Annotated in this window: 14 protein-coding genes; 7 read left to right on the forward strand and 7 right to left on the reverse strand. The window is 57.7% G+C overall.

What is annotated here, in order from left to right; translation table 11 throughout:
• Positions 1-36: 36 nt before the first annotated feature.
• The 5 genes from DYY88_RS20430 to DYY88_RS24320 all read right to left on the reverse strand — a co-directional run bounded on the left by DYY88_RS20430 (position 37) and on the right by DYY88_RS24320 (position 11367).
• Positions 37-1533: a glycosyltransferase family 39 protein gene (locus tag DYY88_RS20430; protein WP_160299556.1), complete on the reverse strand. Its 1497-nt coding sequence runs from the start codon at positions 1531-1533 to the stop codon at positions 37-39.
• Between the two features lie 377 nt (positions 1534-1910).
• Entirely contained in the window at positions 1911-3305 is a 1395-nt protein-coding gene (locus DYY88_RS20435; protein WP_039727200.1) for an FAD-dependent oxidoreductase, read from the reverse strand.
• Between the two features lie 62 nt (positions 3306-3367).
• Positions 3368-5443, reverse strand: a complete 2076-nt coding sequence (locus tag DYY88_RS20440) for a carotenoid oxygenase family protein (RefSeq protein WP_039727201.1) — start codon at positions 5441-5443, stop codon at positions 3368-3370.
• Positions 5444-5639: 196 nt separating this feature from the next.
• Positions 5640-10988 (reverse strand): AAA family ATPase, encoded by a 5349-nt coding sequence (locus tag DYY88_RS20445; protein ID WP_039727204.1) that lies wholly within the window; start codon positions 10986-10988, stop codon positions 5640-5642.
• A 238-nt stretch (positions 10989-11226) separates the two neighbouring features.
• A complete protein-coding gene (locus DYY88_RS24320; RefSeq protein ID WP_160299558.1) occupies positions 11227-11367 on the reverse strand; it encodes a hypothetical protein in 141 nt (46 codons plus the stop codon).
• 87 nt (positions 11368-11454) lie between these two features.
• On the opposite strand from DYY88_RS24320, the gene proS reads away from it, so the two are divergent.
• From proS to DYY88_RS20460, 3 genes are all read left to right on the forward strand, one after another.
• Positions 11455-13260: a proline--tRNA ligase gene (gene proS / locus DYY88_RS20450; protein ID WP_039727205.1), complete on the forward strand. Its 1806-nt coding sequence runs from the start codon at positions 11455-11457 to the stop codon at positions 13258-13260.
• A 197-nt stretch (positions 13261-13457) separates the two neighbouring features.
• On the forward strand, positions 13458-14261 hold the full coding sequence (locus tag DYY88_RS20455) for an LmeA family phospholipid-binding protein (RefSeq protein WP_039727207.1): 804 nt from the start codon (positions 13458-13460) through the stop codon (positions 14259-14261).
• 133 nt (positions 14262-14394) lie between these two features.
• Positions 14395-15087, forward strand: a complete 693-nt coding sequence (locus DYY88_RS20460) for a GerMN domain-containing protein (protein WP_039727209.1) — start codon at positions 14395-14397, stop codon at positions 15085-15087.
• Between the two features lie 323 nt (positions 15088-15410).
• On the opposite strand, the gene DYY88_RS20465 is transcribed toward DYY88_RS20460, so the two are convergent.
• Together DYY88_RS20465 and cobN are read right to left on the reverse strand one after the other, a co-directional pair.
• Complete coding sequence (locus tag DYY88_RS20465) at positions 15411-15764, reverse strand: ArsR/SmtB family transcription factor (protein ID WP_039727211.1); 354 nt, start codon at positions 15762-15764, stop codon at positions 15411-15413.
• Positions 15765-15846: 82 nt separating this feature from the next.
• Entirely contained in the window at positions 15847-19716 is a 3870-nt protein-coding gene (gene cobN / locus DYY88_RS20470; protein WP_039727213.1) for a cobaltochelatase subunit CobN, read from the reverse strand.
• A gap of 132 nt (positions 19717-19848) precedes the next feature.
• Between cobN and DYY88_RS24325 the strand changes: the two genes are divergently transcribed.
• The 4 genes from DYY88_RS24325 to DYY88_RS20485 all read left to right on the forward strand — a co-directional run bounded on the left by DYY88_RS24325 (position 19849) and on the right by DYY88_RS20485 (position 26616).
• On the forward strand, positions 19849-20004 hold the full coding sequence (locus tag DYY88_RS24325; protein WP_160299559.1) for a hypothetical protein: 156 nt from the start codon (positions 19849-19851) through the stop codon (positions 20002-20004).
• 44 nt (positions 20005-20048) lie between these two features.
• Positions 20049-22376, forward strand: coding sequence for a hybrid sensor histidine kinase/response regulator (locus tag DYY88_RS20475; RefSeq protein WP_052288447.1), 2328 nt, complete (start codon positions 20049-20051; stop codon positions 22374-22376).
• Between the two features lie 111 nt (positions 22377-22487).
• The gene (locus DYY88_RS20480; RefSeq protein ID WP_039727215.1) at positions 22488-23819 is read left to right on the forward strand and encodes a serine hydrolase; all 1332 of its coding nucleotides are present in this window, start codon (positions 22488-22490) and stop codon (positions 23817-23819) included.
• A 772-nt stretch (positions 23820-24591) separates the two neighbouring features.
• A complete protein-coding gene (locus tag DYY88_RS20485) occupies positions 24592-26616 on the forward strand; it encodes an HAD family hydrolase (RefSeq protein WP_039727217.1) in 2025 nt (674 codons plus the stop codon).

The following is a 26616-nucleotide window of genomic DNA, read 5'->3' on the forward strand; positions in this document are numbered from 1 at the left end:
GCGATCGTCCCACACACCCCACTCACCACTTCCCACTTACGGGGTGGCAGAAGCGGGCTCATAAAGGCAGGTCAAGGTATTAGAAGTTTTGAGCACATCCAAAGGTTCACTTTGAAAATAATCATTCAAAACCGTGAGCAAGTCGTCTGGGGCGGGTAGCGAGTCACTCTGGAGCACAAAGAAGAGCCAGAGTCGAGGGGCATCGGCAAAGGGCGTCAGAATCTCGTCAAAATACTCCACGCTGACATCCGCTGCTGCCGGTAGGCGAGCGTCGCTCAAAATGTGATCGTCTGATGCAAAGTCAAAGCGCTGAGCATAGTACTGAAATGGCCGCCGACCCCGCGACTCCACAAAAATCACATCTGATTCCTGCCAGTTGCTTTGGATGTATTGCACCGCTGGTCGGATGGCAAAGGCATGGAATAACGGGGTCGTATCTGTTTGGAATGCCTGAGTCGTCGTCCGCCAGGTCACCGGCACCAGTAGCACTGCGACCAACAGCCAGCCCCATGCCTTACCCCACCAGCGCGGCTGTCGCAGGGGCCAGGCAATGCCTTCGGCAATCAGCAGAAAACCAAAGGGAGCCAGGAACAAAATCAACCGATCACGAAAGGGATAGTGCTGCAAATATCCGGCCAGTAATGTGACCCCAATCGGCAACAGCAGTAGCACTAAGGTTCGACGCTGGTAGCGGTAAAGCCAGATGCAACCTGTAAGACAGGCGATCGCGGCAAATCCTTCGGGAATGCCCAAAAAACCTAAGGGACGGTAAAACACTCGCCCTAAGGCATCCACCAACCACCAAACATCCCAGACAGAACTGGGGAAGCGACTTTCAAATACCGCCTCCAGTTCACCGGCTTCGAGGGTGTTCTGGATGACGCCCAAGTACAGCCCCAAAAAGCTCGCCAGCCAGACACCGTAAACGGGCAACCGATTTTGCAATTGAGACCAGCGGCGCGATCGCGGGGTGTCGATGGCGGTGGCAACAGCCGTCGCTGCCAGCATAAAAACGCTGGGGTAGGACAGCCAGATAGATGCCGCCCCCAGCAAACTAAAACCGACCTGTTGACGGCGGGAAAACTGGCGATCGCTCAGGGGCATCAGTACCAGAAATAGCGCGAGGGCGATCGCCAGATCACCGGCATAGGGCTTCACTTCAGCCGCGAAATATAGAACGTAACCCATCGTGGCGAATAGGGTCATCGCAATGGGTCTGGCCCAGCGCGAGGCATACCGTTGCAAGAGATGGTAAAAGAGTCCCAGAGAAAGCACGCTGGCTGTGACGGGCAACAATCGCAACGCATATTCACTGGGGCCGAGAAGCTGCGTTACTGCCTTTTGCGTCCACAAAAATAACGGCGGAGCAGCCTGTCCATAATCGAGCTGCTGCAATAGCTCTCCATAGCTGCGGTTGAGGATGTTTAAGGTCACAGCCGCTTCGTCGTGCCACAGGGAGCGGTTAGTGCTGTAATACCCTAAACGCAAGACCACACCATAGACCAAAGCCCCCCAGGTCAATAGTTGAGACAAAAAAGGGGGTGACCACCGCGAGGACACGACAGTGTTGGTAGACGAAGGCGATCGGGTGATCATGCTTGATTAGTTGGGACTGCACCCCACCGTTATACCAAAGCCCAGAAAGCCTTCTCGCCCGAGTTGCCCCTTATCCGAAAGTGGCATCGGCGAGTTCCGGGGACGCACCCCTCAAAGGGGGTACGTGTTTAGCGTCTGTGTTCGGTTGTCATTCCTCCCAGCAGAGAAAAGGAGGCTTAAGGTAGTGACTATCGCGCTGATAGGATNNNCGAGGCGACTCGTTCATCGAACAAGTCGCCCAAGCCATGGTGCGGCAAAATCGCGCTGCTTAAATCGACGCTAAACACGTACCAAAGGGGTGCGTCCCCTGAGGGTCAAAACTTGTCGCGGACGAGGGCTTTGGTATATTCCACGATCGTTTCCACCAGTTCAAAGTTCATCAGCCCGCCGACGTAAAAGGTGTGGCGCTGGCCCTGCATAGCTTCTAGCTGGTCGTAAAAGCCGTTGGCTAGAGCCTCAGACGTGACGTGGGGGAAGTAGGGCCAGAGGTCGTAGGTGAAATACTGTTCAGGCAGTTCGCCCCCCAGATTTGTCACGGTTGTTGCGATGCCCGCCAGAATGCGTTGCTTGAAGTCTTCTAAGACTGGCTGCTCCTCTTCGGTAGTTTGCAAAGTGGCCCAGTCTTCGCCGGGGATGCGGCTGTAAAAGGCGATCAGGTCATTATCGGGAAACTGTTGGGAAATGAACCAGGGATTTTCCATGGCATCCAGTGGCACGACGTTGGTGACGCTCGTAGGCATCGACAGGTCGGGGATGGCGTAGGTGGTCAGGGCGTAGGGGTTGAGCACGATTTGCTGAAACAAGTCGCGTTCATGGTCTGACAGATCAAGGTGGAGTGAGGTGTCGCCCTCGGCCAGCACATCGAGGGTGAGGGGACAGGCGAGGATGAGCCAGTCGAAGGTTTCGTGGTGGTGCGATCGCCCGTAGCGATCAATCACCTGCTCCCGCTCTGAGAATTTAACTTCAATGCCTGCGCCCCGCTGAATCGAGTGAATATCCACATTCAGCCGCACATCTAAATTCCAGGCGATGCGCTCCCAAAAGCGCTGAAAGCCCTGGACAAAGCGCTTGGGCCAGCCGCATTCCAGCCCCGCCCCATAGGTGACCAGGGTGCCAAAGGTTTCCAGCGTCATGTATTTGAGGGCATAGATGGCGGGAATCTCGTGGAGATAGCCGTAGCCCATCGCCGTAATCGGAATCTCGAACAGGGTGCCCAGGCAGCTCAGATCCTTTTCTTCGAGCCAGGCGGCAAAGGATTGGGTGAGCTCAGGATGCTGGCTAATGCCCCGGAATCCCGGCACGGACACCATCGGTTCCAGTTGCAGTCGCTCCCAGGTGTAGCGCGCCACCGCCGCCGCATAGGTGATGGGGTCGGTGCCCTGCATTACCGCACTCATGATGGACTGATACGCGGGTTGCCCCGGCTGGGACTTTAGGGGGTTGTAAACCTGGCCTGGCCCCTCGGTGTAGAGGTCAGCGCCGACTTGGTCGGCAAGCGCCAACACCTCTTTGTAGGCTGGGGTGAGGTAGTTGGCCCCTAAATCGAAGGATTTGCCCTCATGGGTGACGGAACAGCACAGGCCCCCGACGCGGCCCTGCTTTTCCAGCACGACGACGTTGTGGTAACCCTTTTGCTTGAGGTAGTAGCCAGTGGAGAGTCCGGCGGCACCAGCTCCCACAATGCAAATGCGATCGCGCTTAGAAACCATGGGCATTCACCTGATGAACAATGAACAGTCGGGCGCATTAAGAGGCTGGGGATTCAAACGCATTAAGAGGCTGGGGATTCAAAGTGAGGATAAACCTTTTCGTTGAACAGACGCCGGATCTCCGGTTGAGTGAGTAGGGGATCGTAATCCTGGCGCACGGGGACGTTGTAGGTGGCGGTGCGGGGAGCGATCGCGGGTAGCCAGTCGGTGTGCATGGTAAAGCCAAACTGAAACTCGGGATGGCTCAGTTTGCACACAGGGCCAGCGGCGATGTCGTCAGCGCGGAAGACCCAAATTTCTTTGCGATCGCGATCCACCGTCTCTTCCGCCTGGGGATCGGTGCCAAAGGCGGTGCAAATAATGTAACCGTCTTCGCCGCTGTCGTCGCCGTTTTGGCGGGGCACGAACTGGGGAGAGCTGAGAAAGTAGCCGGGCGGCGCATCGTAGGCGGCGGTGATGTCCAGCGTGGCGGCATCGACCTGGAATAAAGACGAGGGGCGATCTGCTTCCTGGTCGAGCAGCTCTGAGAGGGCGATCGCTCGATAGGGATAGTCGGTGTAGAGGTCGTAGACAAACTCCGTCAGCAACTCCGGCCAAAAGCCGAGGGACTGCCAGTACAGCTTTTTGAGTTGGCGGGGCGGCATCCCCTCGGCGGTGCGCTCCTGATAGGCGTAGAAACCGATGCCCCAGTGGCGCTTGCTGTCGTAGGTGATTTTGGCCTCGGTGAGCCGTCCCGTGTCGCCGTCGATGCGATAGCGGGCAACGCGGCCAATATCCATTTGCCCGTTGGCAATCATGCCCCGCAGCCAGGCGGGCGGCCCGTGGGGCGGGTCAAATTTGAATACGTCGAAGTCGTGCAGCCATTCGCCGATGTCGGTGGCGGCGAGGTGGGCCGCATGCAGGGTGATTTCGCCGTTGGGATTGTCGTAATCCACCAGGTAATGGACGATCTCCATCGGAATGCGGGTGGACTGGGCCGTCACCGTGGGAATCGTGCCGTCGGCGTTGGGGGTGGCTGTGGCCTCAAGGTCGGCCCGTTTGACAATGTAGGTGGGCGAGTCGGGCTGCTGGGGGCGAGTCAGCGTCTGGCGCAGCAGGCGCTCCGTTTCAGGACTCTCGGGCACGGGATTGTTGAGAATTTGCTCTGGCCCAATTTTCAACGACGTGTCCATAATCACCACATAGTCTTGGGTGACGCCGACCTGATGCATGCTCTGCTCAATGCGGACGGGGGTGCCATCGGGCATCACCAGTTGCCACCGCTGAATGTCGCCCTGCCCATCCCAACTGACGAGGTATGTAAAGTTAGGCAGCACCTCTCCCAGCAGGTGACCGACCCATTCCCACAGGTGCTGGCTGACCCCTTCGGCCAAACTCACCAGGCTCGCCAACGGCCCTTTGAGCAAAGGCGCATTGAGAATTTCGGCTAAGTGATGCAGCACTTGCTCCACTTCTTGGGGCAACCCTTCGAGCCCGTAGACAAAGCGGGCACTCTCCAAAAAGTTGTTGAGCGATCGCCCGTAATTCACCATGAACACCTCGTGGGTGTAGCCGTCGTAGGCGGGGTGCGAGGTGGTCATCAACGGCGCAAAAGGATAGTTCATCGGCAAAAAGGCTTGCCAGTCTTGTTGCTGACCGACTGGGGTGATGACCTCCAGGCTGTAGGTATCAATTTCGTAGGGGCGACCGGCCTCGTAAGTCACCAGCAGCCGATCCTGGTCTTCCCCCGCTGCTTTGAAGGGCAAAAAGGCGATGTCCACCTCATCCCGCAGGCCCAACGCAAAGGAAAACCGCAACATGCCATAGTCGCGAAACTGATAAGGCTGAAAGACCGGATCATCAAAGGTGGCGCGATCGGCGTAGTGGCAAGGGGTGCGCATGAGGCGATTCGCTGCCTTCACTTCGCCCGCGCCCAGATCGAGCCGGTAAACCATGCCGTCGCTGTTGAAAATGTGGGTGCCGTTGGGATTGGGCAACCCGTCAGAGGCGACGGTGCCGACGGGGGCAATGAAAAAGGAGGAACCGTACCAGTCAGTCGGGACGGTGCCCTCGATGCAGTTCAGGGTCAGCAGGGTGTCGCCAATGTGGTCGATGCGATCGGCGGTCATCGCCGCTTTTGGGAAACTGAGATCAGGCATAGGGTCAGCGTGGGAAGAAAGAGTGGATGGGTGACGGGGTGGATGGGTGGCAGGGTGGCAGGGTGGATGGGTGGTAGGTAACCCCTAAACGCACAGCGGCTTGCCCACACATTCAGTACGGACAAGCGCAGATTTCTAGGGACGACGAATTTTCAGGAAAGGATTTGACCGATCGCTCCCGCACCAGCCAAGGGGATCAGAGTTGTGACTGACAGCGTTCCACATAAATTCGGGCAACGGAATCCCCAGGATTATAGGTGAGGCATTCTTGAAAGCGTTGGTAGGCTTCACCAAACTTTTGGTTGTAGTAGAGCAGCAAGCCTTGCTCAAACTGCGATCGCGTTTGGATTTTGCCTGCTTTAATTACCGGCTCATCGGCGTCAAACACTTCGTACACCGTCACGGCGATCGACTTGCCTTTGACTTTGGCTTTGTCCACAATGCGCAGGTGGTAGCGATCGTGGTCAGTCAGGTTAAAAAAGGTGCCTTCACCAATGAGCAGGGGCACGTCATAGACCTTGGTCAGTCCCTCAATGCGCGAGGCCAGGTTGACGGCATCGCTAATGACCGTACTATCCATGCGGTTTTGGCCGCCGACCGTGCCCAGCATCAAAGAGCCAGTATTGATGCCGATGCCGATGCGCAGGGGTTGATAGCCGTTGTGGGAACGATGCTCGTTGTAAGCGCGCAACTGCTCTAGCATGGCAATGCCGCCCTGCACCGCTTCGTCGGCAGAGCCACTAAAGAGCGCCATGATCGCATCGCCGATGTACTTATCAATAAAGCCGTTGTGCTCGGCAATGACGCGATCCATGCGACTGAGAAAACTGTTAATGAGGGCAAAGTTATCTTCGGGGGAGAGCTTTTCGGATAGGGCCGTAAAGTCGCGAATGTCGGAAAACAGGATGGACATTTCCTGGCGGACACTGTCGCCCAGCTCCACCTTGGTGATGCTGTCTTTGCCTAAGAGCTGCAAAAATTGCCCCGGCACAAAGCGCTCATAGGCTTTGTTCAACGTCGCTAGGTCGGTATACAACCGCGCATTTTCAATGGAAATCGCCGCCTGGGTCGAAATCAGGTTCAGCAGTTCCAACCGTTTGGGGGTGAACGCCCCCGTGGTCAGGTTGTTTTCGAGATAAACGATGCCCGCCAGTTTGCCCTGATTCAGCAGCGGCGCACAGAGAATGGACTGGGGCTGATGGGCTTGCACGTAGGCATCTTGCACAAAGTCGCCGATTTGGGTGGCGTCGTTGAGTACGACACTGTTTTGCGTGCGGGCAACGTAGTTGACGATGCCGACAGAGAGCACGTCAGCATCGGCGATGTCGGCGATCGCGATCGACTCCGTGACTTCCACATCGGCTTGCTCATCCTCGGCCTGATCGACACTGCCCTGAGCCTCAATGCGAAAGTCGCCATCGGTTTCCAGCAGCAGCAGCCCCCGCTGCGCCCCGGCATTTTCAATCAACAGCCGCATCAGTGTTTTCAGCAGTTTGTCGAGCTGAATTTCCTCCGACAGGGCTTGGGAGGCGCGCATGGCGGTCATCCAATCCAGATTGTCGTTACTTTTGCCCCCGGTGGTATGCACCGACACCGTATTCCCCAGAGTGGAATAGACACTACGACTGGTAGGGTCGGTGTTCAGCGACGTCAACTGCGGAAACTCGTCGACGAGGGCGTTGACCTTGGCGGTGGCCCCCCACTGGCCATAGAGATAGTGCGCCTCTTGTAGATAGGGCGTGGCAATTTTGGGGCGCTGCTGGTCGAGGTAGTACAGCGCGGCGCGTTCGTTGGCGAGGGCGGCTTCGGAGATGAACTGATGGTCTAACGCCAGGTGAATGGCGCGATCGTAGGCGATTTCCGCCTGTTGATAGCGCCCTTGCACCCGCTGAAGTTCGGCGTCTACCAGGGCGAGTTTGTGGGCGTAATTGGTCGGCGCAGAAGCGGCCCATGTCGCTAATTTACGGCGATTTTTTTTCGCCGCCCGGATGAGCTGACGGCGATGCTGGGGCGCAGCGGTCGCCACCAAGGCCAGCTGCGTCAGGGCGCTGTAAAACGTAAACCAGCCGGTAATATACAGCGCCACCACCGCTTCGAGATATTGCTGACCAGCATCAGCGGCCGCGATCGCCCCCTCATAGTCTCCAAAGCTGTAGTGCAGCATAAGCTGATAAGAGTAGGCGTAAAAAATGGCGGTGCGGTAGTTGGCGTCTAGATGTTGCGGCAGCTTCTCCTGCACGTCATAAAATTCGCCCACTAATGCGGTCGGCTGCTCACTCGTCCCCTGCAAATTGGCGATCGTCTGTCGCGACTGCTGAATCAATTCATAGATGGGCAGCTTTTTAAACTTGAGAATCGCCTCAGCAAAAGTTTGCGCTCGCTCGGCCAACTCAGGCAGGGGTTCCCCTGCAAATAAGCCGTGCATGGTCGAGAGCTGAGCACAAAAGCCCGCATATTCCGTATCGCCGGTTTCGTACCCGGCTTGGAAGCCCCGCTGTAGTTCTGGCAGGGTCTCCGGCAGGGGATCCCGCCAGTGCCGCACAAAAGAATTCACCACGAAGAGGGTGCGGGGGGGCAACGCCTGAGCCTGAAAGCGGTTGAGCAGGGCCATGGCGAGTTCCCCAAAGCCGTAGCCGCCCTTGAGATCGCCCACCACTCCACACAAAATCAGGCCATACATGGCGTAGGAAAACGCCGACAGCGGCAAATTGCCATACCGAGCCGATAGCTCTACTTGTTTGAACACCGTCAGGGGAAACAGGTTCGGCACCGCCAAATAGGTGGCTGAGGCAATGCTGGCCAAAATCCGGGTGGCCGCGATCGCGTAGGGATCGCTCATATCCGGCTGTTGTGCCAGGTTCGGGGTCGGTTTGCCCCATAGAGCCAGCTTCGTCCGCGCTAGTCCCAGCAAAATCTGCATTTGATTCGGCGCGGCGGGCAGTTTCACCCCCAGTTGTTGCAACACCCGCAGTCCTAGCTGAGCGGCGGCGGCGAGTTCGTGGCGGGCCATCAACGCCTGAATCTGCACGGTATACACCGCGACGCAATCCAACACGTCGTGGGCCTGGCTGACGACGGTCGTCACCAGCCGATCCATCGCTTCAAAGTCGCCACTTAGAAAGGCAGCTTCGGTGGCGGCTTGGTGCAGTTGCAGGGTCAGGTCGTATTGCAGTTGCCAACTTTGCGCCGACAGGCAGCGCAGTCCGGCGCTCAGATAGGCATAGGCGGGCACATAGGCGGCGGCCGCGATCGCCTTTTGCCCTGCTGCCAAGTTCAGTTCCGCCAGGGCTTGCCGCTCATCATCCGCAGTGAGCAACTCGACCCCAAAGTTGAGCTGATTCACCAGGTCAAACAGGCGTTCTTGCTGCTGCTCGGCGGTGAGTTGTTGCTGCCAGGTGCGCCCAATTTGCAAGTGCAGGGCATTAATTTGGGCGGGATCAATCAGCGAGTAGGCGGCCTGCTGCACGCGATCGTGCAAAAAGCGGTAGCTGACCCCAGCGGTCATGGTGAATGGGTCATCGTCATGGGCCGCGATCGCCTGCCACAGTTTGTAGTTGTCGTCTTCAGGGATGATCAACCCCTGCTGAGCCGCTTCCCACAGGGCCGCCGCCGTTTGCTGGGGGGCGGCTTGCCGCACTGCGGCGACTAAATGCAGCGTAAACACATTACCGATGCCCGCGCCCACTTGCAGGGCTTGTTGCGTCGCCTCTGGCAGCTTTTGCAATTTGTCGGCCATCAGCTCGACCACGTTATCGGTGATTTGCGCCGCTTCAATCTGGTCGAGGCTCCACTGCCAGCCTTTGGAGGGCTCGAAATAGACCAGCCCATCGCTGTAAAGCGACTTCAAAAACTCCCCCATAAAGAACGGGTTGCCGTTGGTTTTGGCTTGCAACAGGGTCGCGAGGGCCTGACAGTCCTCGGCACTGACGCCCACAAACGTGTCTTGCAAGAGTGCCTGAATCTGCCCAAACTGCAGGGCTGTCAGGTGAAAATCGTGAATCGTGACCTGGGCTTGCTGCAAGTCCGCCAGGGTGGCCCGCAGGGGATGGGTCGCATCCACCTCGTTGTCGCGATAGGCCCCTACCAGGAGCAGGGACTGTTGGGCATCGGCCCGCATCAGCACCTGAATGAGCTGGAGTGAGGCACTGTCGGCCCATTGCAAGTCGTCTAAAAACAGCACTAGGGGATGCTGGGGCTGACTGAAGACGCGAATAAATTGCTCGAACACCAGGTTCAGCCGATTTTGGGCGGCGTCAGCACTGAGGGTGGGAGCCTCGGGTTGCGGCCCCAAAATCAGCTCCAACTCGGGGATCACTTCAATCAGCACAGCGGCATTGGGGGCGAGGGCAGCGTTGAGGCGATCGCGCCACCGATCAATCTCGTCCCGACTGGCGGTGAGCAACTGCCGCACCAGCGTGGTGAACGCTTGAATCAACGCGCTATAGGGCAGGTTGCGTTGAAACTGGTCGTATTTGCCGCTGATGTAATAGCCCCGCTTCGCCGTGATCGGCTTATGGATTTCTTGTACCAGGGCCGATTTGCCGATGCCCGAATAGCCCGACACGAGCACCAGTTCCGCCGGAGTATCGGCTTGGCTCACGCGGTCAAAGGCGGCGAGTAAGGCGGCGACCTCGGCCTCGCGACCGTACAGCTTTTGGGGAATTTGGAAGCGATCGCTGCGATCGGCCTGGCCCAGTTCAAACGGTTCAATGTGTCCGGCTGCTTGCCAGGCTTGTAAACAGCGCTGCAAATCATGGGCCAACCCGTGGGCACTTTGATACCGCGCTTCGGCGTTTTTGGCGAGCAGTCGCATGACGATTTGCGACACCATGTCGGGAATTGTGGGCTCGATCTGGGCGGGAGCGATCGGCTGGCGGGCGATGTGGCTATGCACCAATTCCGCCAAGTCTTCGCTCACAAAGGGGGGCTGCCCCGTTAGCAACTCATACAGCGTCGCCCCGAGGGAATAAAAGTCGCTGCGGTAGTCCAACGAGCGGTTCATGCGTCCCGTCTGCTCCGGCGAGAGATAGGCCGGGGTGCCCTCCAGGCTGTCCAGATTGCCGGGGCGCGTGTTTTCCTGCGAGAGCTGGGTGGCGATGCCAAAGTCGATAATTTTGACTTTGCCCGTGGCCTGATTCAGCAGAATATTGGCGGGATTAATGTCTTTGTGAATGATGCCATGCTGATGAATCACCGCTAGCGCCTGGGCCACCTGCAACGCAATTTCCAGCACTGCGGGCACGGTCAGGGGCACGCTCTCCATCAGGACTTTGAGAGACTGCCCGCCATAGTCTTCCAGCACCAGCATCAACGTATTGTTGTAGGGCTCTAGGCCATAGGCTTGAATGATGCCGGGCGTTGTCAAGCATTTCGTCAGGTCATATTCCAGCCGAAAGCGCGCCACTTCTTCAGGCGTCGGATAGGACTTACGCAAAATTTTGAGCACGACCGGCTGCTGGTCAGAGGCCCGGTCGGCGCGATAGACCTGAGAGTTGAAACCGCTGTGAATCAAGTCTAAATCTTGATAACCTTCGACGCTGAGCATTACGACGTGACAACCTGCTATCTAGAGGGGATGGACGAGGTCTAAGCGACTGGTTGATGAAGTCAGAATGCGCTCAGAGGAGCAGTTTCTCAGCTCATTCAACTCTTCGTTTCTATTCAAGCGAATGAATCATGTTTCGGGATGGTCTGTCCTGCCGATTACCCTGCCGACATTTTAATGATTGGGACGAATATTCCCAGAGCTGCGCCTCGTCTATCTGCATTAGGATTGACAGATTTTAGCCGTTAATATTGCCCTGCTTAATGATGTTTGACTTTTGGGGCGTGGCTAACGCCTGACCGATATTCGCTTGTCCTGGCCCGCCGCAAATCGGTCGCCGCCGGGAACTCAGTACGGCTTCTTTGGGTGTCCTAAACAACGTGTTCTCATCGCGAAGAACGCTTTAGCCTCAGGCCAAAAGTCTCTACAATGCTGGGATGGAATGTTGTAGGCAGGAGATTGCCCCATGCGCCTCTCTCAGATGTTGTTCGTTACCCTGCGAGAAGACCCCGCTGAGGCGGAAATTCCCAGTCATAAGCTGCTGCTGCGGGCGGGGTATATGCGGCGCATCGCCAGTGGGGTGTATGCCTATTTGCCGCTGCTGTGGCGGGTGCTGAATAAGATTTCGGCCATTGTGCGCGAAGAAATGGATGCCACCGGGGCGCAGGAATGTTTGTTGCCCCAACTGCAGCCGTCCGATCTCTGGAAGGAGTCGGGTCGCTGGGATACCTACACCAAAGCGGAAGGCATCATGTTTTCGCTGATCGATCGCCGCGATCAGGAAATGGGGCTGGGGCCAACCCACGAAGAGGTGATTACCGCGATCGCCCGTGACATGATCCGCTCCTATCGCCAATTACCGCTGAATCTCTATCAAATTCAGACCAAGTTTCGCGACGAAATCCGTTCCCGGTTTGGTCTGATGCGCGGTCGCGAATTCATCATGAAGGATGCCTACTCCTTCCACGCTGATGAAGACAGCCTGAAAGCCACGTATCAGGATATGTACACCGCGTACACCAACATTTTGCAGCGGTGCGGCCTGAAGTTTCGCGCCGTGGATGCGGATTCGGGGGCGATCGGCGGCTCCGGCTCGACCGAGTTCATGGTCCTGGCGGATGCGGGCGAAGACGAGGTGCTGTATACCGAAGACGGCAAATACGCCGCCAACGTGGAAAAGGCGATTTCGTTGCCCGCCGATGCCGTGCCCTCCACGTTCACAAAATTTGAAAAGTTGGACACCCCCAACACCCCGACCATTGAATCGCTATCCCAGCTACTCAAATGCTCGCCCACCCAAATCGTGAAGAACGTACTGTATCAAGTGGTGTACGACACGGGGCGCACCGTGCTCGTGCTGGTCAACATTCGCGGCGATCAGGATGTGAACGACACCAAGTTGCAAAATGAGCTGTCGAAGCTGGCGGGCAATTATGGGGCCAGCGCAGTGATTGCCTTGGACGTTCCCGATGAAGACATGCAGGGCAAGTGGGCCGCCAAACCGCTGCCGCTGGGCTACATTGCGCCAGATCTGGCGGATGACTACATCCAGTCGGGGCTCAAAGATGTGGAGCCGAAGTTCCTCAGAATGGTGGATCAGACTGCCGTTGATTTGCAGAACTTTGTCACCGGGTCGAATGAGTCGGGCTATCACACGGTCGGCGGCAACTGGGATCAGGATTATCCCAAACCGTCGCTGGTGGTGGATGTGCGGGAAGCCCAAGCGGGCGATCGCGCCACCCATGATCCGACCCAAACGCTGAAAACTGCACGCGGCATCGAAATCGGCCATATCTTTCAACTGGGACAAAAATATTCCCAGGCCATGGGCGCGACCTACACCGCCGAATCGGGGGAAGAGGTGCCCCTGTGGATGGGCTGCTACGGCGTCGGCGTTTCGCGTCTCGCCCAGTCAGCGGTGGAGCAATCCCACGATAAGAACGGCATTATCTGGCCAGTAGCGATCTCCCCTTATCACGCGATCGTCGTGGTGCCCAACGTCAGCGATGAGGCCCAGATGACCGCCGCCGAGCAGCTTTATACCGATCTCAACGCCGCCGGGGTCGAGACGCTGCTGGACGATCGCAACGAACGGGCCGGGGTCAAATTTAAGGATTCCGAACTGGTGGGCATTCCTTTCCGGATTGTCACCGGGCGATCGCTGAAAAGTGGCAAAGTCGAAGTGGTGCAGCGAGCCACCGGGGAATCCCAAGAAATCGAGATCGCCGACGTGGTGCCTACCCTCCAACAGTGGGTCGCCGATGCTCTGTAGGCGGCAAGTTGCGTTAACCTCACCTCACCTCTCCTGACTCAAGGAGAGGAACCGGAGTCTTCATAAACCTCTCCTTCGCAAGGGGAGGTGCCGCAGGCGGTGAGGTTGGCAGCGGCCCCAATCATCTGTCTGCGTCTCGATGAGATTGAGCCCCCGGCTCCTCCCGCACCCCTACTTCGCTCAAAGAGGTCATCGCGATGGAATGGATCACCATCATTATCTCTAGCCTATTCACCCTGATCTCACCCGTCGGGTTAGTGGCGGATCAGATCGCTGAGGGCTTGATTCGCGACAATCTTTATCAGGCTGAACTCATCGATGTGCGGATCGACAATACGCCCAACTTCCGGCTTGTTGGAGGTCGGGTCGATCGCGTCCGCTTTGCCGGACGGGGCATTTCCCCGATTCCCGAACTGCGCATTGACGTGCTCGATGTGGAAACGGATCCTATTGACATTGACTTGCCCGCTCTGCAAGACGGCAAGTTTGCGCTGGATGAGCCGATTCAGGCTGCTATGCATGTGGTGCTCAACACCGAGGATATCAACGCCTTTTTGCGATCGCCCCGTGTGCAAGAACTGCTCAACAGGTTGGAGTTCAATCTGCCCGGAGCCTCCGAACGGGAGCGCAACCGCTATGGCTTGAGCAATCCACAGGTCACTGCCCTGGAAGGCAATCGGGTGCGCGTGACGGTGGATTTGGCCGATCGTGTGCAGCAAGAACAGGTCGAAGCCCTCGTCGAAACCGGCATTCAAGTTGTCGATGGTCATCAGCTGGTGTTGCTAGACCCCAGTATCGTCATTGATGGTCAGGCGGTGCCTCAGCAGCTGATTAAGGCATTTACTGAAGGCATTGCGTCAGAACTCACCCTCAAGCAGTTTGATGCCCTAGCGGTGGTCGCGCGGGTCTTGCAGTTTGAGCTGCAGCCGGAACAGATCAACCTGGTGGTTTACGTGCGGGTTGATCCGAATTCGCCGCTGCTCGATTTGGCCGACGAGTGATCCCCCAGCAGCGGCTTGAAGCGCCGTCATTCCACGACTCTGCGCATTCCCACTGAGAAGAAGTGTCATAATATAGCCCCGGTAAAGTTGGCCGCCGTGCCAAGCTATAGATAGTGTGTTGAGGGCTTCAGTAATGGAAGATAAAACGACCCGACGGAGACCCCCCTTAGGGATTGCGATCGCCCTCGCCGCGATCGTCCTCAGTGCTGGTAGTGCCACCGCCTGGTTTACCTGGAAAGCGATCGCCCCGACGGCCCCGACCGCCGAATTTCCGGAACTCGAAATCGACGGCGACGCCGTCCCCGAGGGCTTTGATCCGCCCGCTACCGACCAGATCGAAGTCCCCGATCCACCGGAATCGGAGGTGGCGGTCAATCCCGATCAGTCGGGAACGCTTTACTGGCTCTCGGCAGACGGTACGACTGTCGCCCTGAACCCCGCCACCATTGAAATCCCCGTCAATGCGAGCGATGCGGATGCCCTAGAACTGGCTTTCAGCAATCTCATGGGTGGCCCGGACAGTGAGGGGTTCGCCACTGGCATTCCTGAGCAAACCGAACTGCTGGCCCTCTCGGTGGAGTCCGATGGGGTGCATGTCAATCTGTCGGAAGATTTCACCTTCGGTGGCGGCAGTGCCTCGATGATTGGCCGCTTGGCTCAGATCATCTACACCGCCACGGCCTTTGACCCTGATGAGGCGGTATGGATTGATGTCGAAGGTGAGCCGCTGACGCTGCTCGGGGGTGAAGGCTTAGAAGTGCGACAGCCGATGACTCGCGATGATTTGGCTACCGACTTTGGCGTTGAAGCGCCGCCGGAAGGTTAGAGACACCTGCGATCGCGGCTATAGTGTCGCGCAGAGAGTTCCTTGCATCTCTCTTGCTCAGGAACAAGGCGCTGAAATCACCTCTCCAGACCCACCAAGAAGCTGTACGGGTGGGGCACGTTGTTTAGCGTTCCGCAGTATCCCCTCCACTGGAGGGGTGGCCGCAGGGCGGGGTGGGTTTACCCCGTTGAGTTTTACCGGGCCGACCCACCCCTTCGCCCCTCCCAAGAGGGATTCTTACTGAATGAGTGGATTGACGCTAATCAGATACTTGGGCACTGCCCAACCCCAACGATTACGCCTTTGACCGGTAGGCCACAAAGTCAGCTTTGACGAGAAGACGGGGAGAGGCTAAAGGCGCGAATGCTCTGGGCTTGCTGCTCAATGCGGGTCGCGAGGCGATCGCACACCAGGGTACACAGCTCGTAGGTCAGATCGTCGGTCACGCTGTAGTAGGCGGCAGTGCCCTCGCAGCGTCGGGCCAACATGCCTGCTTGCAGCATCACCTTGAGATGCTTGGAGACATTGGCCTGGCTCGTTGCGGTGGCTTCCACCAGATCCTGAACGCATTTTTCGCCATCGCGCAGCAGATTCAAAATCTTGAGCCGCATCGGTTCGCCCAGAATGCTGAAGTAGGCCGCGACCTGCTGAACCACGTCAGTGGATACAGGCTCCATGGGTTTAACTCCAAACTGTGTGTGAAAGGAACGATCCCCGCTATTTTAACAGTGAATCCGGCATTGCCTAGGGGACGACAGGCTAGTTTACGAAGGCTTGTTGATGGCCTTCAATGTCGGCTTCGGCGGTGTGGACGATATCGCGTAGGGTTGCCAGCATCTCCGCTGGGGCATCGGCCCAGAGTTGGCGCTGGTGCGCTTCGAGCAGGCGCTCGGCCATGTCACGCAAAGCCCACGGATTAACCTTTTGCACAAAGGCGCGGGTGTCATCATCGAGTACATAAGCCTGGGCAACCCCGGTATACATATGGTCGGCGACGCAGTGGGTGGTGGCATCGTAGGCGAATAGATAATCCACCGTAGCCGCCATTTCAAACGCGCCCTTGTAGCCGTGGCGTTTGACTCCGGCAATCCATTTGGGGTTGACCACGCGGGAACGGTAGACACGGGCAATTTCTTGGGCCAGCGATCGCACTTTGGGATTTTCGGCCACGGCATGGTCACCAAAGTAGGTGTGGGGAGATCGCCCCGATGCGGCCTTCACCGCCGCCGTCAGGCCTCCCTGGAACTGGTAGTAATCATCGGAATCCAGCAGATCGTGTTCGCGATTGTCCTGATTGTGCAAGACGACCTGCATGGTTTCCAGGCGAGCCTGAAAGGCTTCCGGGGCGGAGCGGCCCTGGGCGTGGCGACCATAGGCGTAGCTGCTCCAGTTGACGTAGGCGCGGGCTAAGTCCTCATCCGTCGTCCAATTTTGCGCCTCGATCAGGCCCTGGAGACCGGCTCCGTAGGCGCCTGGTTTAGAGCCGAAGATCCGATAGCGCGATCGCGCCTGCGCTTGCGCTGCCGTCAATCCCTGCCGTTGCCAAGTTGCTGTTTCCGCGTTGACTTTAGCCGCCAGGGGATTCTCGTCGGCAGTTTCGGGCAGGGCAGCGACAGCCTCCACCGCCTGGTCAAACAGGTCAATCAGGTTGGGAAAGGCATCGCGAAAGAAGCCTGACACCCGCAAGGTGACATCCACGCGGGGGCGACCGAGGAGGGCGATCGGCAAGATTTCAAAATCCACCACCCGCCGCGACGGGCCGTCCCACACGGGACGCACGCCGAGCAGGGCCAGGGCTTCGGCGATGTCGTCGCCCCCGGTGCGCATGGTGGACGTGCCCCACACCGACAACCCCAAACTTTGAGGATATTCGCCATTTTCCTGGGTGTAATGCTCCACCAGCACTTCGGCAGCATTCCGACCCACGTCCCACGCGCTCTCGGTGGGTATGGCGCGAATATCTACCGAGTAGAAGTTGCGTCCGGTGGGTAAGACATCGGGGCGGTTACGGGTGGGGGCACCCGCTGGCCCACTGGGCACATAGCGCCCGTCCAGACCTGCCAGCAGAGCGGAAATTTCGCGATCGGTTTGCCGCAGGTGGGGCAGCAGTGATGTCTGTAGCCATTGCAGCTCTGTCGCCAGAGCGGAGGCCAGCGGCGAGTTATCTGCCGGGAGGGGACGATCCGCAATCAGCGCTTCGACCCATTGCTGGGCTTGCGCTTCAAGGATGGCGACTCCATCGCCAACTGTCCGGCATGAGGCGAGTTCATCGCGCTGGGATGGCGGGACGGCGTGATCGGCAAGCAGTTGCCAGGTTTGGCCTAAGTCGTCGGTTAGCGGGTCGAGGTCGAGGTGCCAGGCTTGGGCGATCGCCCGCGTCAGGCCCACCCGTTCCCCAGCAGGATGGCGGGCGATCGCCACCACTAAATCGCGCAGTTGCCGACCCGTGGGGCAGCGCCCCAAAATATGCAGCCCGTCGCGGATCTGCGCTTCTTTCAGCTCACAGAGATAGCCATCGACCGAAGGCAGTAGGGTGGCAAATTGGTCGTCGTTCCAAGCTGTGGTGGGGGCTAGTGTGGCCGAGCGATCGCCCGCGAAGTCCTCTAGCAAATGGCTGCTTTTGAGGATGTCGAGCAAGCGATCGCGGATGGCTGGCAACCGACTCGGATCCAGGCTCTGCGCTTCGTAATATTCATCGACTAAGCCTTCGAGCTGTTGCAGCGGGCCGTAGAGTTCGGCGCGGGTGAGGGGCGGCGTCAGGTGATCCACAATCACCGCTTGGGCGCGGCGCTTGGCCTGGGCACCCTCCCCCGGATCATTCACAATAAAGGGATACAGGTGCGGCATCGCACCCAACATTGCTTCGGGATAGCAGTCCGCCGACAGGCCGATGCCCTTGCCGGGGAGCCATTCCAAATTGCCGTGCTTGCCTACATGGACGATCGCCTGCGCGCCAAATTGTTGTCGTAACCAGGTATAAAACGCCAGATAAGCATGGGTCGGTACCAGATCCGGCGCGTGATAGTTCAGCGAGGGGTCGAGGTCGTAGCCCCGGCTGGGCTGAATGCCCACAAACACATTGCCCAACTGCAATCCCGCGATGGGCCAGGCATCATCCGGCGGCGGGGAATAGCGCGATCGCTCCTCGTCCGGCCTTCCCCATTGCTGCTTCATGCCTGCCTGCACCGATGGCGGCAACTGTGCCCAAACTGCCTTGTATTCGGCCATCGAGAGGGTTTGGGTGATGGGACGCATGGCCCAACTTTCGGGGTCGTTCGTCACCCCGGTCGTCAGCCGTTGGATCAGGTCGTCGCCATCTTGGGGAATGTCCGTAACGGTGTAGCCCTCGGCTTGCAGCGCTTTCAAGATTTCCACACAGCTTTGGGGCGTATCCAGCCCCACCCCGTTGGCGAGTCGCCCGTCCCGGTTGGGATAGTTGGCCAGCACCAGGGCGATGCGCCGCTCGGCCACGGGGGTGCGGCGGAGCGTGACCCAGTTGGCGGCCAAATCGGCGACAAACTGAATGCGATCGCCCACGGGCTCATAAGTGACCACGTCGGTTTCGAGGCGATCGCTGCGCTGGGCGGCGGTTTTGAACGACACTGCCCGCGTGATGATGCGGCCATCCACCTCCGGCAAGGCCACATTCATGGCGATATCGCGGGGACTCAGTCCCATCGGGTTTTGCCGCCACGCTGCCTGTGTGCCCCCACTGAGAATGACTTGCAGCACCGGGACATCGAGCTGCTGCCAGAGATCTAGCTGAGGCGTCGCCGTGTTGAGCTTGGCGATCGCAAAGCTGGTGGTATTCAACAATAAATCCACCCCAGGCGCGTCTTTGGGGCGCAGCCAATCGCGCAAATCGGCCTGAATGTCAGGACTTTGCAGGGATGACACAAACAGCGGCAGCGGGTGCAGTCCTCGCGCCTGTAACGCCTGACAGAGCGAGTCAATGGGGGCGGTATTGCCCGCCAGATAGTGAGCCCGGTAAAACAAAATGCCGACCCTGGCCGGGGCTACGGTGGCCGATGCCCGTTGCGCTGGGGGAGTTGCCAGGGGGGACGGGCCTTGGGCCGCATCCCAAGGGTACTGACCCAACGGCGGCACGGGGGTCGGCTCGGGGGGGCGCAAATCGGTATGCAGATAGCGATCTCCCACGGCCATCAAGCCATACCGCCAATTGTCGATGCCGCCCTCATTTAAGTAGCGCCACAACTCGTGGGCTACCGTCAGCGGCACGGTGGAATGGCTAATCAGGTCAGGATCGGGGCGATCGTCACCGGGGAGGACAATCAGCGCTGTCTTGTTTTCGGCGGCGATCGCCTTAACTACCTCTAGCCCATATGACCAGTAGGCCCGTCCGCCCAACAATCGCACGATAATTACCTGGGCCTGGCTCAACACCGTGTCGGCATAGGCATCGATCGCCAACTGCTGCTGGAGTTGGAGCAGATTAGCGACTCGGAGGGCTGGGGCCGACTCGGGCCAATGCTCGGCCACCCGTGCCAAACACTGAATATCGGTGTCCGCCGCGGTTAGCACCACGATTGGGGCCGGGGACTGCTCGACAAAAATCACCCCATCCACCTCGGGACTCCACCCGCCGGGTGTGGCCGCTAATCTATGCATGCCAATTCCTTAACGCTCAACCACGAAATCTGAAGGAACTCTAGCATCTGCCCAGGGATGTCGAATTAGACCGCTACCATGTTTGGGACGTTGCTTTGAGTCTCCAGGTCATGTGCTTGGCAGTCCAGAGCGGTGCATCTTCGACTGATCTGGCTATCCCTAATTGCCCAACTGGGCGAAGGCGATCACCGCCAATGTCACCGAACAGCAGACCGTGACGCGGCACTGCTCAATGCCCTCACCGTCATTGAGGATGCGCCAGTTTTCTTGACCCGGCAGTTAGCTTAAATTGCCATGCAGCTTCAGCAACGGGCGCTCTCACCGCAGAAACTATGACTCTATTTCCCAAAAATTCAGAGTTGATAGTGCGGACTCTCTCAGAGTCGGCCTATCAGCAACTGCGGCGAGCCCTCTGGCACCTGGCGGATGCGCCCAAGTCTTTACGCCTCTCAGACGCGGATCGGGGCTTTCCCACCCTGGGGCATGATGGCCCTTCAGCCTCGTTCCAGTGGCAAAGCTGGCTTCTGATCGTGACGCCCACCACGCAGGCCCTACTGGTGCATCAACCGGGGGGAGAGCCTGACCCCATGGCCCAACCAGAGGCTACGGAAACGGTTGGCCTGATGACCGAGCCGCAGCAAATTTTGGGCGTCATCCACCACTGGTCGCATAGTGTTTGGGCACAGCCAATCACGCAGCCATTGGCCGTAGCCGAACATCGCCTGCGCGATCGCTCAGGAGCGGGTGGCACCGAGTTGCTGATGACCCTGCTGCCACTGTTGACGGCGGCACCCACGTCTCAGGCGGTTGCTTCCCTTGAGGCGACAGTGGCAGCGTCGGGCAATGTCCAAAACCGTCTCGACCGTCAGCTAGAGCAGGGCGAACTGCTCAGTCAAGTGATTGCCAAAATCCGCGACAGCTTAGATTTAGAGGTGATCCTTTCTACGACTGTGGCCGAGGTGCGCCAGTCCTTAGCGACTGATCGCCTGTTGATCTATCAGTTTCCCCCAGCACCGCCGCCGTCAGCCTTGTCAGCTATGGCAGCCGGAGAACCCGCCGTTCCCGGCCCCGGTTACATTACCTATGAGTCCCTCGCCGCCCCCACGATTGACTCAGTCAAACATTTTCACGAGCAATATTGCTTTGACGATCAAACCTACTGTCGTGAAAAATACAGTGCCGGTTTGCCGATCTCGATTAATGACATAGCGCAGGCGTACCGGGATACCCCCTGTTTGCAAAACTTTCTGCAAAAGGCCCAGGTTCGGGCCAAAGTCATCGCACCCATTCTAGTGAAAGGAGATCTTTGGGGGCTGCTCATTGCCCATCAATGCACCCGGTCTCGCGTCTGGACAGAGCAGGAACTCAAGTTTTTGCAGGGCATTGCTGAGCATTTGGCCGTGGCGATTCAACAGGCCGAGCTGTATGCCCGACTGCGGGAACAAGCCCAGTCTTTGGAAGTGTGTGTGATCAACCGCACTCAAGATCTCAAAGATGCGTTGGCGGCGGCCCAGTCGGCCAACTTAGCCAAAAGCGAATTTTTGGCCACCATGAGCCACGAACTACGCACACCCCTGACCTGCATTATTGGGATGTCAGCAACGCTGCTGCGCTGGTCATTGGGAGAGTTGAACGAGCGGCAACGCACCTATTTGCAGACCATTTATGACAGTGGTGAGCGACTGTTAGCGGTCATCAATGACATTTTAGAAATGGCGAAAATCGAGTCGGGTCGGGTCATTCTGGAAATCCAAGCGCTCTCCCTGACGCGCCTGGGCCAGCGATCGCTCGACCCCTTTCGCAAAACTGCCCGCGATCGCCACATCGACATCAACTTTGAGTCCACCCTGCTCGAAAACCAAGATTCGTTTACGGGCGATCCGCGCCGCATCACGCAAATTCTCGAAAACTTACTCAGCAACGCCCTGAAATTCACTCCCGAAGGCGGCAGGATTAACCTGCGGGTCTGGCGCGAACAGCAGGTCGCCGTTTTTCAAATTGAAGATACTGGGATTGGTATCTCTGAAGAGCAACTGTCGCAGCTATTTCAGACCTTCCAGCAATTAGAAGCCAGCCGTCAGCGCCAATATTCTGGCACGGGTCTGGGCTTGGCGTTGACCAAGCAACTGGCCGAACTTCATGGCGGCACCGTCTCGGTCAACTCGCGGGTGGGGGTGGGCTCCGTGTTTACCGTACGCCTGCCAGCCCAACGCTTGGGGTCATCGCCCTCGCCCGGCTCTGAGACGGCCACCCTGGAGACGGCGCTGGTGCAGCCAGTGGTCGGACGGATCGTGCTGGTAGAAGACCAGGAAGATCGGGCCGGTTTGCTCTGTGATTTATTGACGGCAGCGGGCTACCAAGTGATCTGGATGATTGAGGGGTCGCGAGTGGTGGAACAAGTCGCCCTCTTGCAGCCCACCGTGGTGATTTTGAATATGCATCTCAGCAGCATCGACGGTCAGCGCATGATTACGGCCCTGCGGGATTCGCTGGTCACCGCGCCAGTGAAAATTCTGGCCTTGACGGACAATCAGGTCGCCCAAGCCGCGACGCACCATGTAGACGCGATCGCCCCTCTACCGCTTGATCCTGAAATGCTGCTAGAGCAGGTTAATGCGCTGATCGCGGCTGAGTTGGGCAATGCCGCCGCCAACCCCTAGTTAGGCATGGGTGAGAACTGCGCCCGCCAATCATGAGAGGAGAGAGCGTCACATTACCCCAAAGCTCTTCTATAATCAGCGGCAGTTTATTTGAGGGGTCTCTGCGCTGCTATGGCCATTCCGTTTCGCTATCGATGGTCAAAGTACACCCTGTGGCGAGATTTGCCCCTGGCGGGCTTTGTCGTCGGCATGCTTACAGCGTTCAGCGTCCACAGTCTGCCCCGTGCCCACTGGCTGACCCCAACGGCGGTAGAAACAGCGGTTTGTGATGCGGCTCCATTCTTCGGGCGGCTCCTGGCATCGGGCGATTGTGGCCCGATCGCGGTCCCAGCAACGAGCGTTTCGGCCATCTCCGCGATCACTCCCTCAATGCTCACCCGCAGCTTTGTGGGGCTGGATGATGTGCAAACAATGGGCGATCGCCCCCGTTATCCGGTGACCGTTCAACCCCCCTTTTTTCAAGCGAGTACGCCAACGCCGTCGCCGAGTCTCAGGCACATTGTGGATGAGGCCGTGGCGTTGATTGCTGCCCAAGACTTACCGACAGAGGCCGTATCCATCAGCTTGGTCGATTTGACGGACCAATGTTGTGACTATGCGGCCTACCAAGATCAACAGCCCCGCTATCCGGCCAGCATTGTCAAGCTGTTTTGGCTGGTGGCGCTGTATGGATTCTACGACGCTGATATCTTGCAGCCTGAGGTCGATGTTTACCGCGATGATGAGTTGCTGATGGCCCACTATTCCAACAATGGGGCATCGAGCCGCATTGTGGATGCTTTGACCCAGACAACCTCTGGGGAGGCTCTATCTTCTACCGAATTGCCGACTTGGGTGGCCGCCCGAACCCGCTTAAATGACTATTTTCTGAGGGCCAATTACCCAGACTTGAATATTGCCCACAAAACCCTTCCCATCCCGGATTTAGAGATGGAAACACGCACTGGGCGCGACTTGCAGTTTGCTAATGGCGCATCCGTAGCCGCCTCTGGTGCCCTCAGCCGCAACTATCTCACCACGGCGGCGGTGGCCCGACTGCTTTACGAGATTGAGACCGGACAAGCCATCTCCCCCGCTGCCAGCGATCGCATCAAGCAACACCTGTATCACAACCCTGACCCAGCGGTGTGGCAATGGGAAGAGGACAATGCGATCGCGGGCTTTTTTGGGGAATATCTGCCTCCAGACACCCTGCTATACACCAAACTCGGTTTCACCTTTGACGATGGTCGCCAAGAAGCTGCCATCATTGCCTCACCTGACCAAACAGTACGCTTTGCCCTGGTGGTATTTGCCAACGATGCCGTCTTTTCTGCCCACGAGACCATCTTGCCCGCGATTGCTCGCCACATTTACGACCAAATGTACCGCCGCGCCGCTACTCACCGAACTCTCCCTGAGCGTTCAGCCGCCCCATCCACACAGCCAAGTCAGCAAGATTGACCGTGTAAAGCAAGTCTGCCCCCGACTGGCTAATGGCCCAAAATCAAACTCAATTCATTGTTATAGCGCCGCGTAAATAGCTCCGTACATCCCCATGCTGCGGAACAAGGGGCTTAAGCCCCTTGCCTGTTGGTACCTTACTGCGGACTGCTATAACCCTTGCGGAAAATCTGCGGAATTGGGCCACCATGGGACCCCTCACCAGATTGGAGGTGTCAGTCCGGGCGTTGCCTTACCCCAAAGCCAGGGAGTACTCAGTTGATGAACTCTAATGTCCATAAGAGCGTCAATTTCGTCAGTTTTATGAAGATTAGATGAATTAGAATTCCTGACTTTCTCAGTGATTTTACTAACTGATACATTGGCTTTGAGAAAGTAGTTTAGCTAAAACTTTAAGGGTCTAGATATTTACGTTTGTATTTAGCCATTGTCGTGACCGTGGCACGCATTTATATTTTGTATTTCAAAAAATCTATGGATTAAGCGTCAAGGTCGGCGGCGATCGCGGTTGCGAGCGTGGCATCAAATTCGACCGTTGCTATTTCAGCAATCCGCTGAGTGAAACAGCGCCAAATCTGCATTGCCATTCCACGCGGCGAGATTTTACAGCAAGGCACAGAGATTTTTCTGATCGCTTGTTCCAACAATTCTGCCTAGTGTTATCGATGTGTGTACACGAAAATGGCCCTTTATTCTCTAGAAAAATAATTGAAAAGAGCATTCCGAAATCTTTCTGTAGTGAAGGTTTAATTGACGGACGGAGATAATTAGCATGGTTAAAATTGCCTCTTTTGATGTTTTTGATACCGTCTTGACGCGGACGGTGGGCTCACCGGAGTCGAGCTTTTTGTTGCTAGGCAAAAAGCTGCAGCAATTATCCTTGATCGATTGCTCAGCCGAAGCCTTTGCGCGGATTCGGCAGGCCGCTGAACAACGCGCCTTCGACAATGCGGGGGGGCTTGATTCCAATGTCACCCTGGAGCAGATCTATCGCGAAGTCGGGGTTGTGTTGCGTTTGCCTGCCTCCCACTGCAACCAGCTGATGGCGGTAGAAGAGCAGTTAGAGGCAGCCTTGCTCCAGCCGATTCCTGCCTGCCGGGCCAAGCTACAGGCGGCGCGCGATCGCGGCGAGAAGATTCTGTTTTTGTCTGACATGTACATCGGTCATCGCTTTATCCAAAGCCAACTGGAACGCCATGGCCTCTTTTTGCCAGGCGATCGCCTCTATGTCTCCTGTGATTATGCTCAGTCCAAGGCTTCGGGCCAGCTTTATGACACGATGCTCCAGCGCGAAGCGATCGAACCCGCTGCGGCGTCTCATTGCGGCAACAGCCAATGGTCAGACGTGGGTGCGGCCAAGCGCGCTGGGCTCCGTGTTGAGCCCTTTCTCCAGGGCAATCTCAACCGTTATGAGAAGATCTTGGAATCCTACACCTGGCAAACGGAGGGGTTGTCGTCAGCTGTGGCCGGGGCGGCCCGTCTGGCCCGACTCACGGTGCCAGCCCCTTGTAAGCGCACCCAGGCTTTACGAGATGTGGCGGCGGGGGTCGCTGCCCCCTTGCTGATTGGCTTTACGCTCTGGACGCTCAAGCGAGCTCAGCAGCTGGGGCTCAAGCGACTTTACTTTGTCGCTCGTGACGGCCAGATTTTGCTAGAAATTGCCCGGCGACTGTTACCCAAACTCGATTTTGACTGCGAGCTTTGTTATCTCTACGGCAGTCGCCAGGCTTGGCTGTTGCCCAGTCTTACTACTTTGGATGAAACCGAGTTAGACGGCATTTTCCCGCTCAGCAAGGACGTTGATTACCTCTCTGTGCGGATTGTGTTAGCTCGGTTTGCCCTCGAACCTGAGGCGATCGCCGAACCGCTGGAGCGTCTCGGATTATCCGCCCAAAACTGGGAGCGCAATCTGAGTGCGGCAGAGCGTCAGCGCTTGCGCCAAGCGCTATTGACGGAGCCTGAGTTGCGACAGCAAATTTTGCAGTCTGCGGCTCAGCAGCGGGCAGTGATGATGCAGTATCTGGAGCAGGAAGGTCTGCTAGAGACTCAACAGGTGGGCTTTATCGATCTAGGGACGGGGGCAACTCTACACTTGGCCCTCGCCACAGTCTTAGCCACTGCCCAGATCGAGCCACCGGCAAGCTTTTACCTGGGCTTGCGTGCCGAGGTGAAGCCAACGCGCTATCCCCTGCCTGAGGTCTACCTCTATGACGCCCGTTTCAAGCTTGGCTTTCTCGATCGCCCAGGCCTGACGGGATTTTTGGAATCTGTGTGTAGTGCAGACCACGGTTCGGTCATCGGCTATCAGGTTCAGGGCGATCGGGTCGAGCCCCTGTTGGCAGCCGAGTCTAACGAGCGGATTATGGATTGGGGCTTTCCACTGGTGCGAGAAACCATGTGCTGCGTAGCCGATCAACTGCTGCTCGATGCGGCGCTGCTCAATCCTCAGGCTAATTTGTGTGAGGCGTTACTAGAAGCCTTTTCCCAGTTCTGGCAATTCCCAACCCCGGCCGAAGCCGCTGCTTGGGGTGCCTTTCCCCTCGAAGATGGTTGGGGTAAAGCAGCCTGCTATTTGACCTTGGCAGAGCCCTACCGCTGGGGCGATGTGATTGTGCTGAATAAGCACCGCCATTGGTGGTATGAAGGAGCCTTGGCGCAGACATCACCATTACTCAGACAAGCCTTCCGGCTCAGACGACTGGCGGGGGCCGTCGCCGCCCAAGCCCAGCAACAGCGAAGCCTGAAACAGGTGCTCAAGGGGACAGTACAGGTGCTGTTACAGCCTTCTACTCCTTAA

This window comes from Leptolyngbya iicbica LK (assembly GCF_004212215.1).
Taxonomy (GTDB): domain Bacteria; phylum Cyanobacteriota; class Cyanobacteriia; order Phormidesmidales; family Phormidesmidaceae; genus Halomicronema; species Halomicronema iicbica.

What these genes read in the sequence shown, in the direction of transcription:
- DYY88_RS20455 (WP_039727207.1), top strand. Translation starts at nt 13,458, where the DNA reads ATGGAATGGATCACCATCATTATCTCTAGCCTATTCACCCTGATCTCA.
- proS (WP_039727205.1), top strand. Translation starts at nt 11,455, where the DNA reads ATGCGCCTCTCTCAGATGTTGTTCGTTACCCTGCGAGAAGACCCCGCT.
- DYY88_RS20460 (WP_039727209.1), top strand. Translation starts at nt 14,395, where the DNA reads ATGGAAGATAAAACGACCCGACGGAGACCCCCCTTAGGGATTGCGATC.
- DYY88_RS20485 (WP_039727217.1), top strand. Translation starts at nt 24,592, where the DNA reads ATGGTTAAAATTGCCTCTTTTGATGTTTTTGATACCGTCTTGACGCGG.
- DYY88_RS20480 (WP_039727215.1), top strand. Translation starts at nt 22,488, where the DNA reads ATGGCCATTCCGTTTCGCTATCGATGGTCAAAGTACACCCTGTGGCGA.
- cobN (WP_039727213.1), bottom strand. Translation starts at nt 19,716, where the DNA reads ATGCATAGATTAGCGGCCACACCCGGCGGGTGGAGTCCCGAGGTGGAT.
- DYY88_RS20445 (WP_039727204.1), bottom strand. Translation starts at nt 10,988, where the DNA reads ATGCTCAGCGTCGAAGGTTATCAAGATTTAGACTTGATTCACAGCGGT.
- DYY88_RS20435 (WP_039727200.1), bottom strand. Translation starts at nt 3,305, where the DNA reads ATGGTTTCTAAGCGCGATCGCATTTGCATTGTGGGAGCTGGTGCCGCC.
- DYY88_RS20440 (WP_039727201.1), bottom strand. Translation starts at nt 5,443, where the DNA reads ATGCCTGATCTCAGTTTCCCAAAAGCGGCGATGACCGCCGATCGCATC.
- DYY88_RS20465 (WP_039727211.1), bottom strand. Translation starts at nt 15,764, where the DNA reads ATGGAGCCTGTATCCACTGACGTGGTTCAGCAGGTCGCGGCCTACTTC.
- DYY88_RS20475 (WP_052288447.1), top strand. Translation starts at nt 20,049, where the DNA reads ATGACTCTATTTCCCAAAAATTCAGAGTTGATAGTGCGGACTCTCTCA.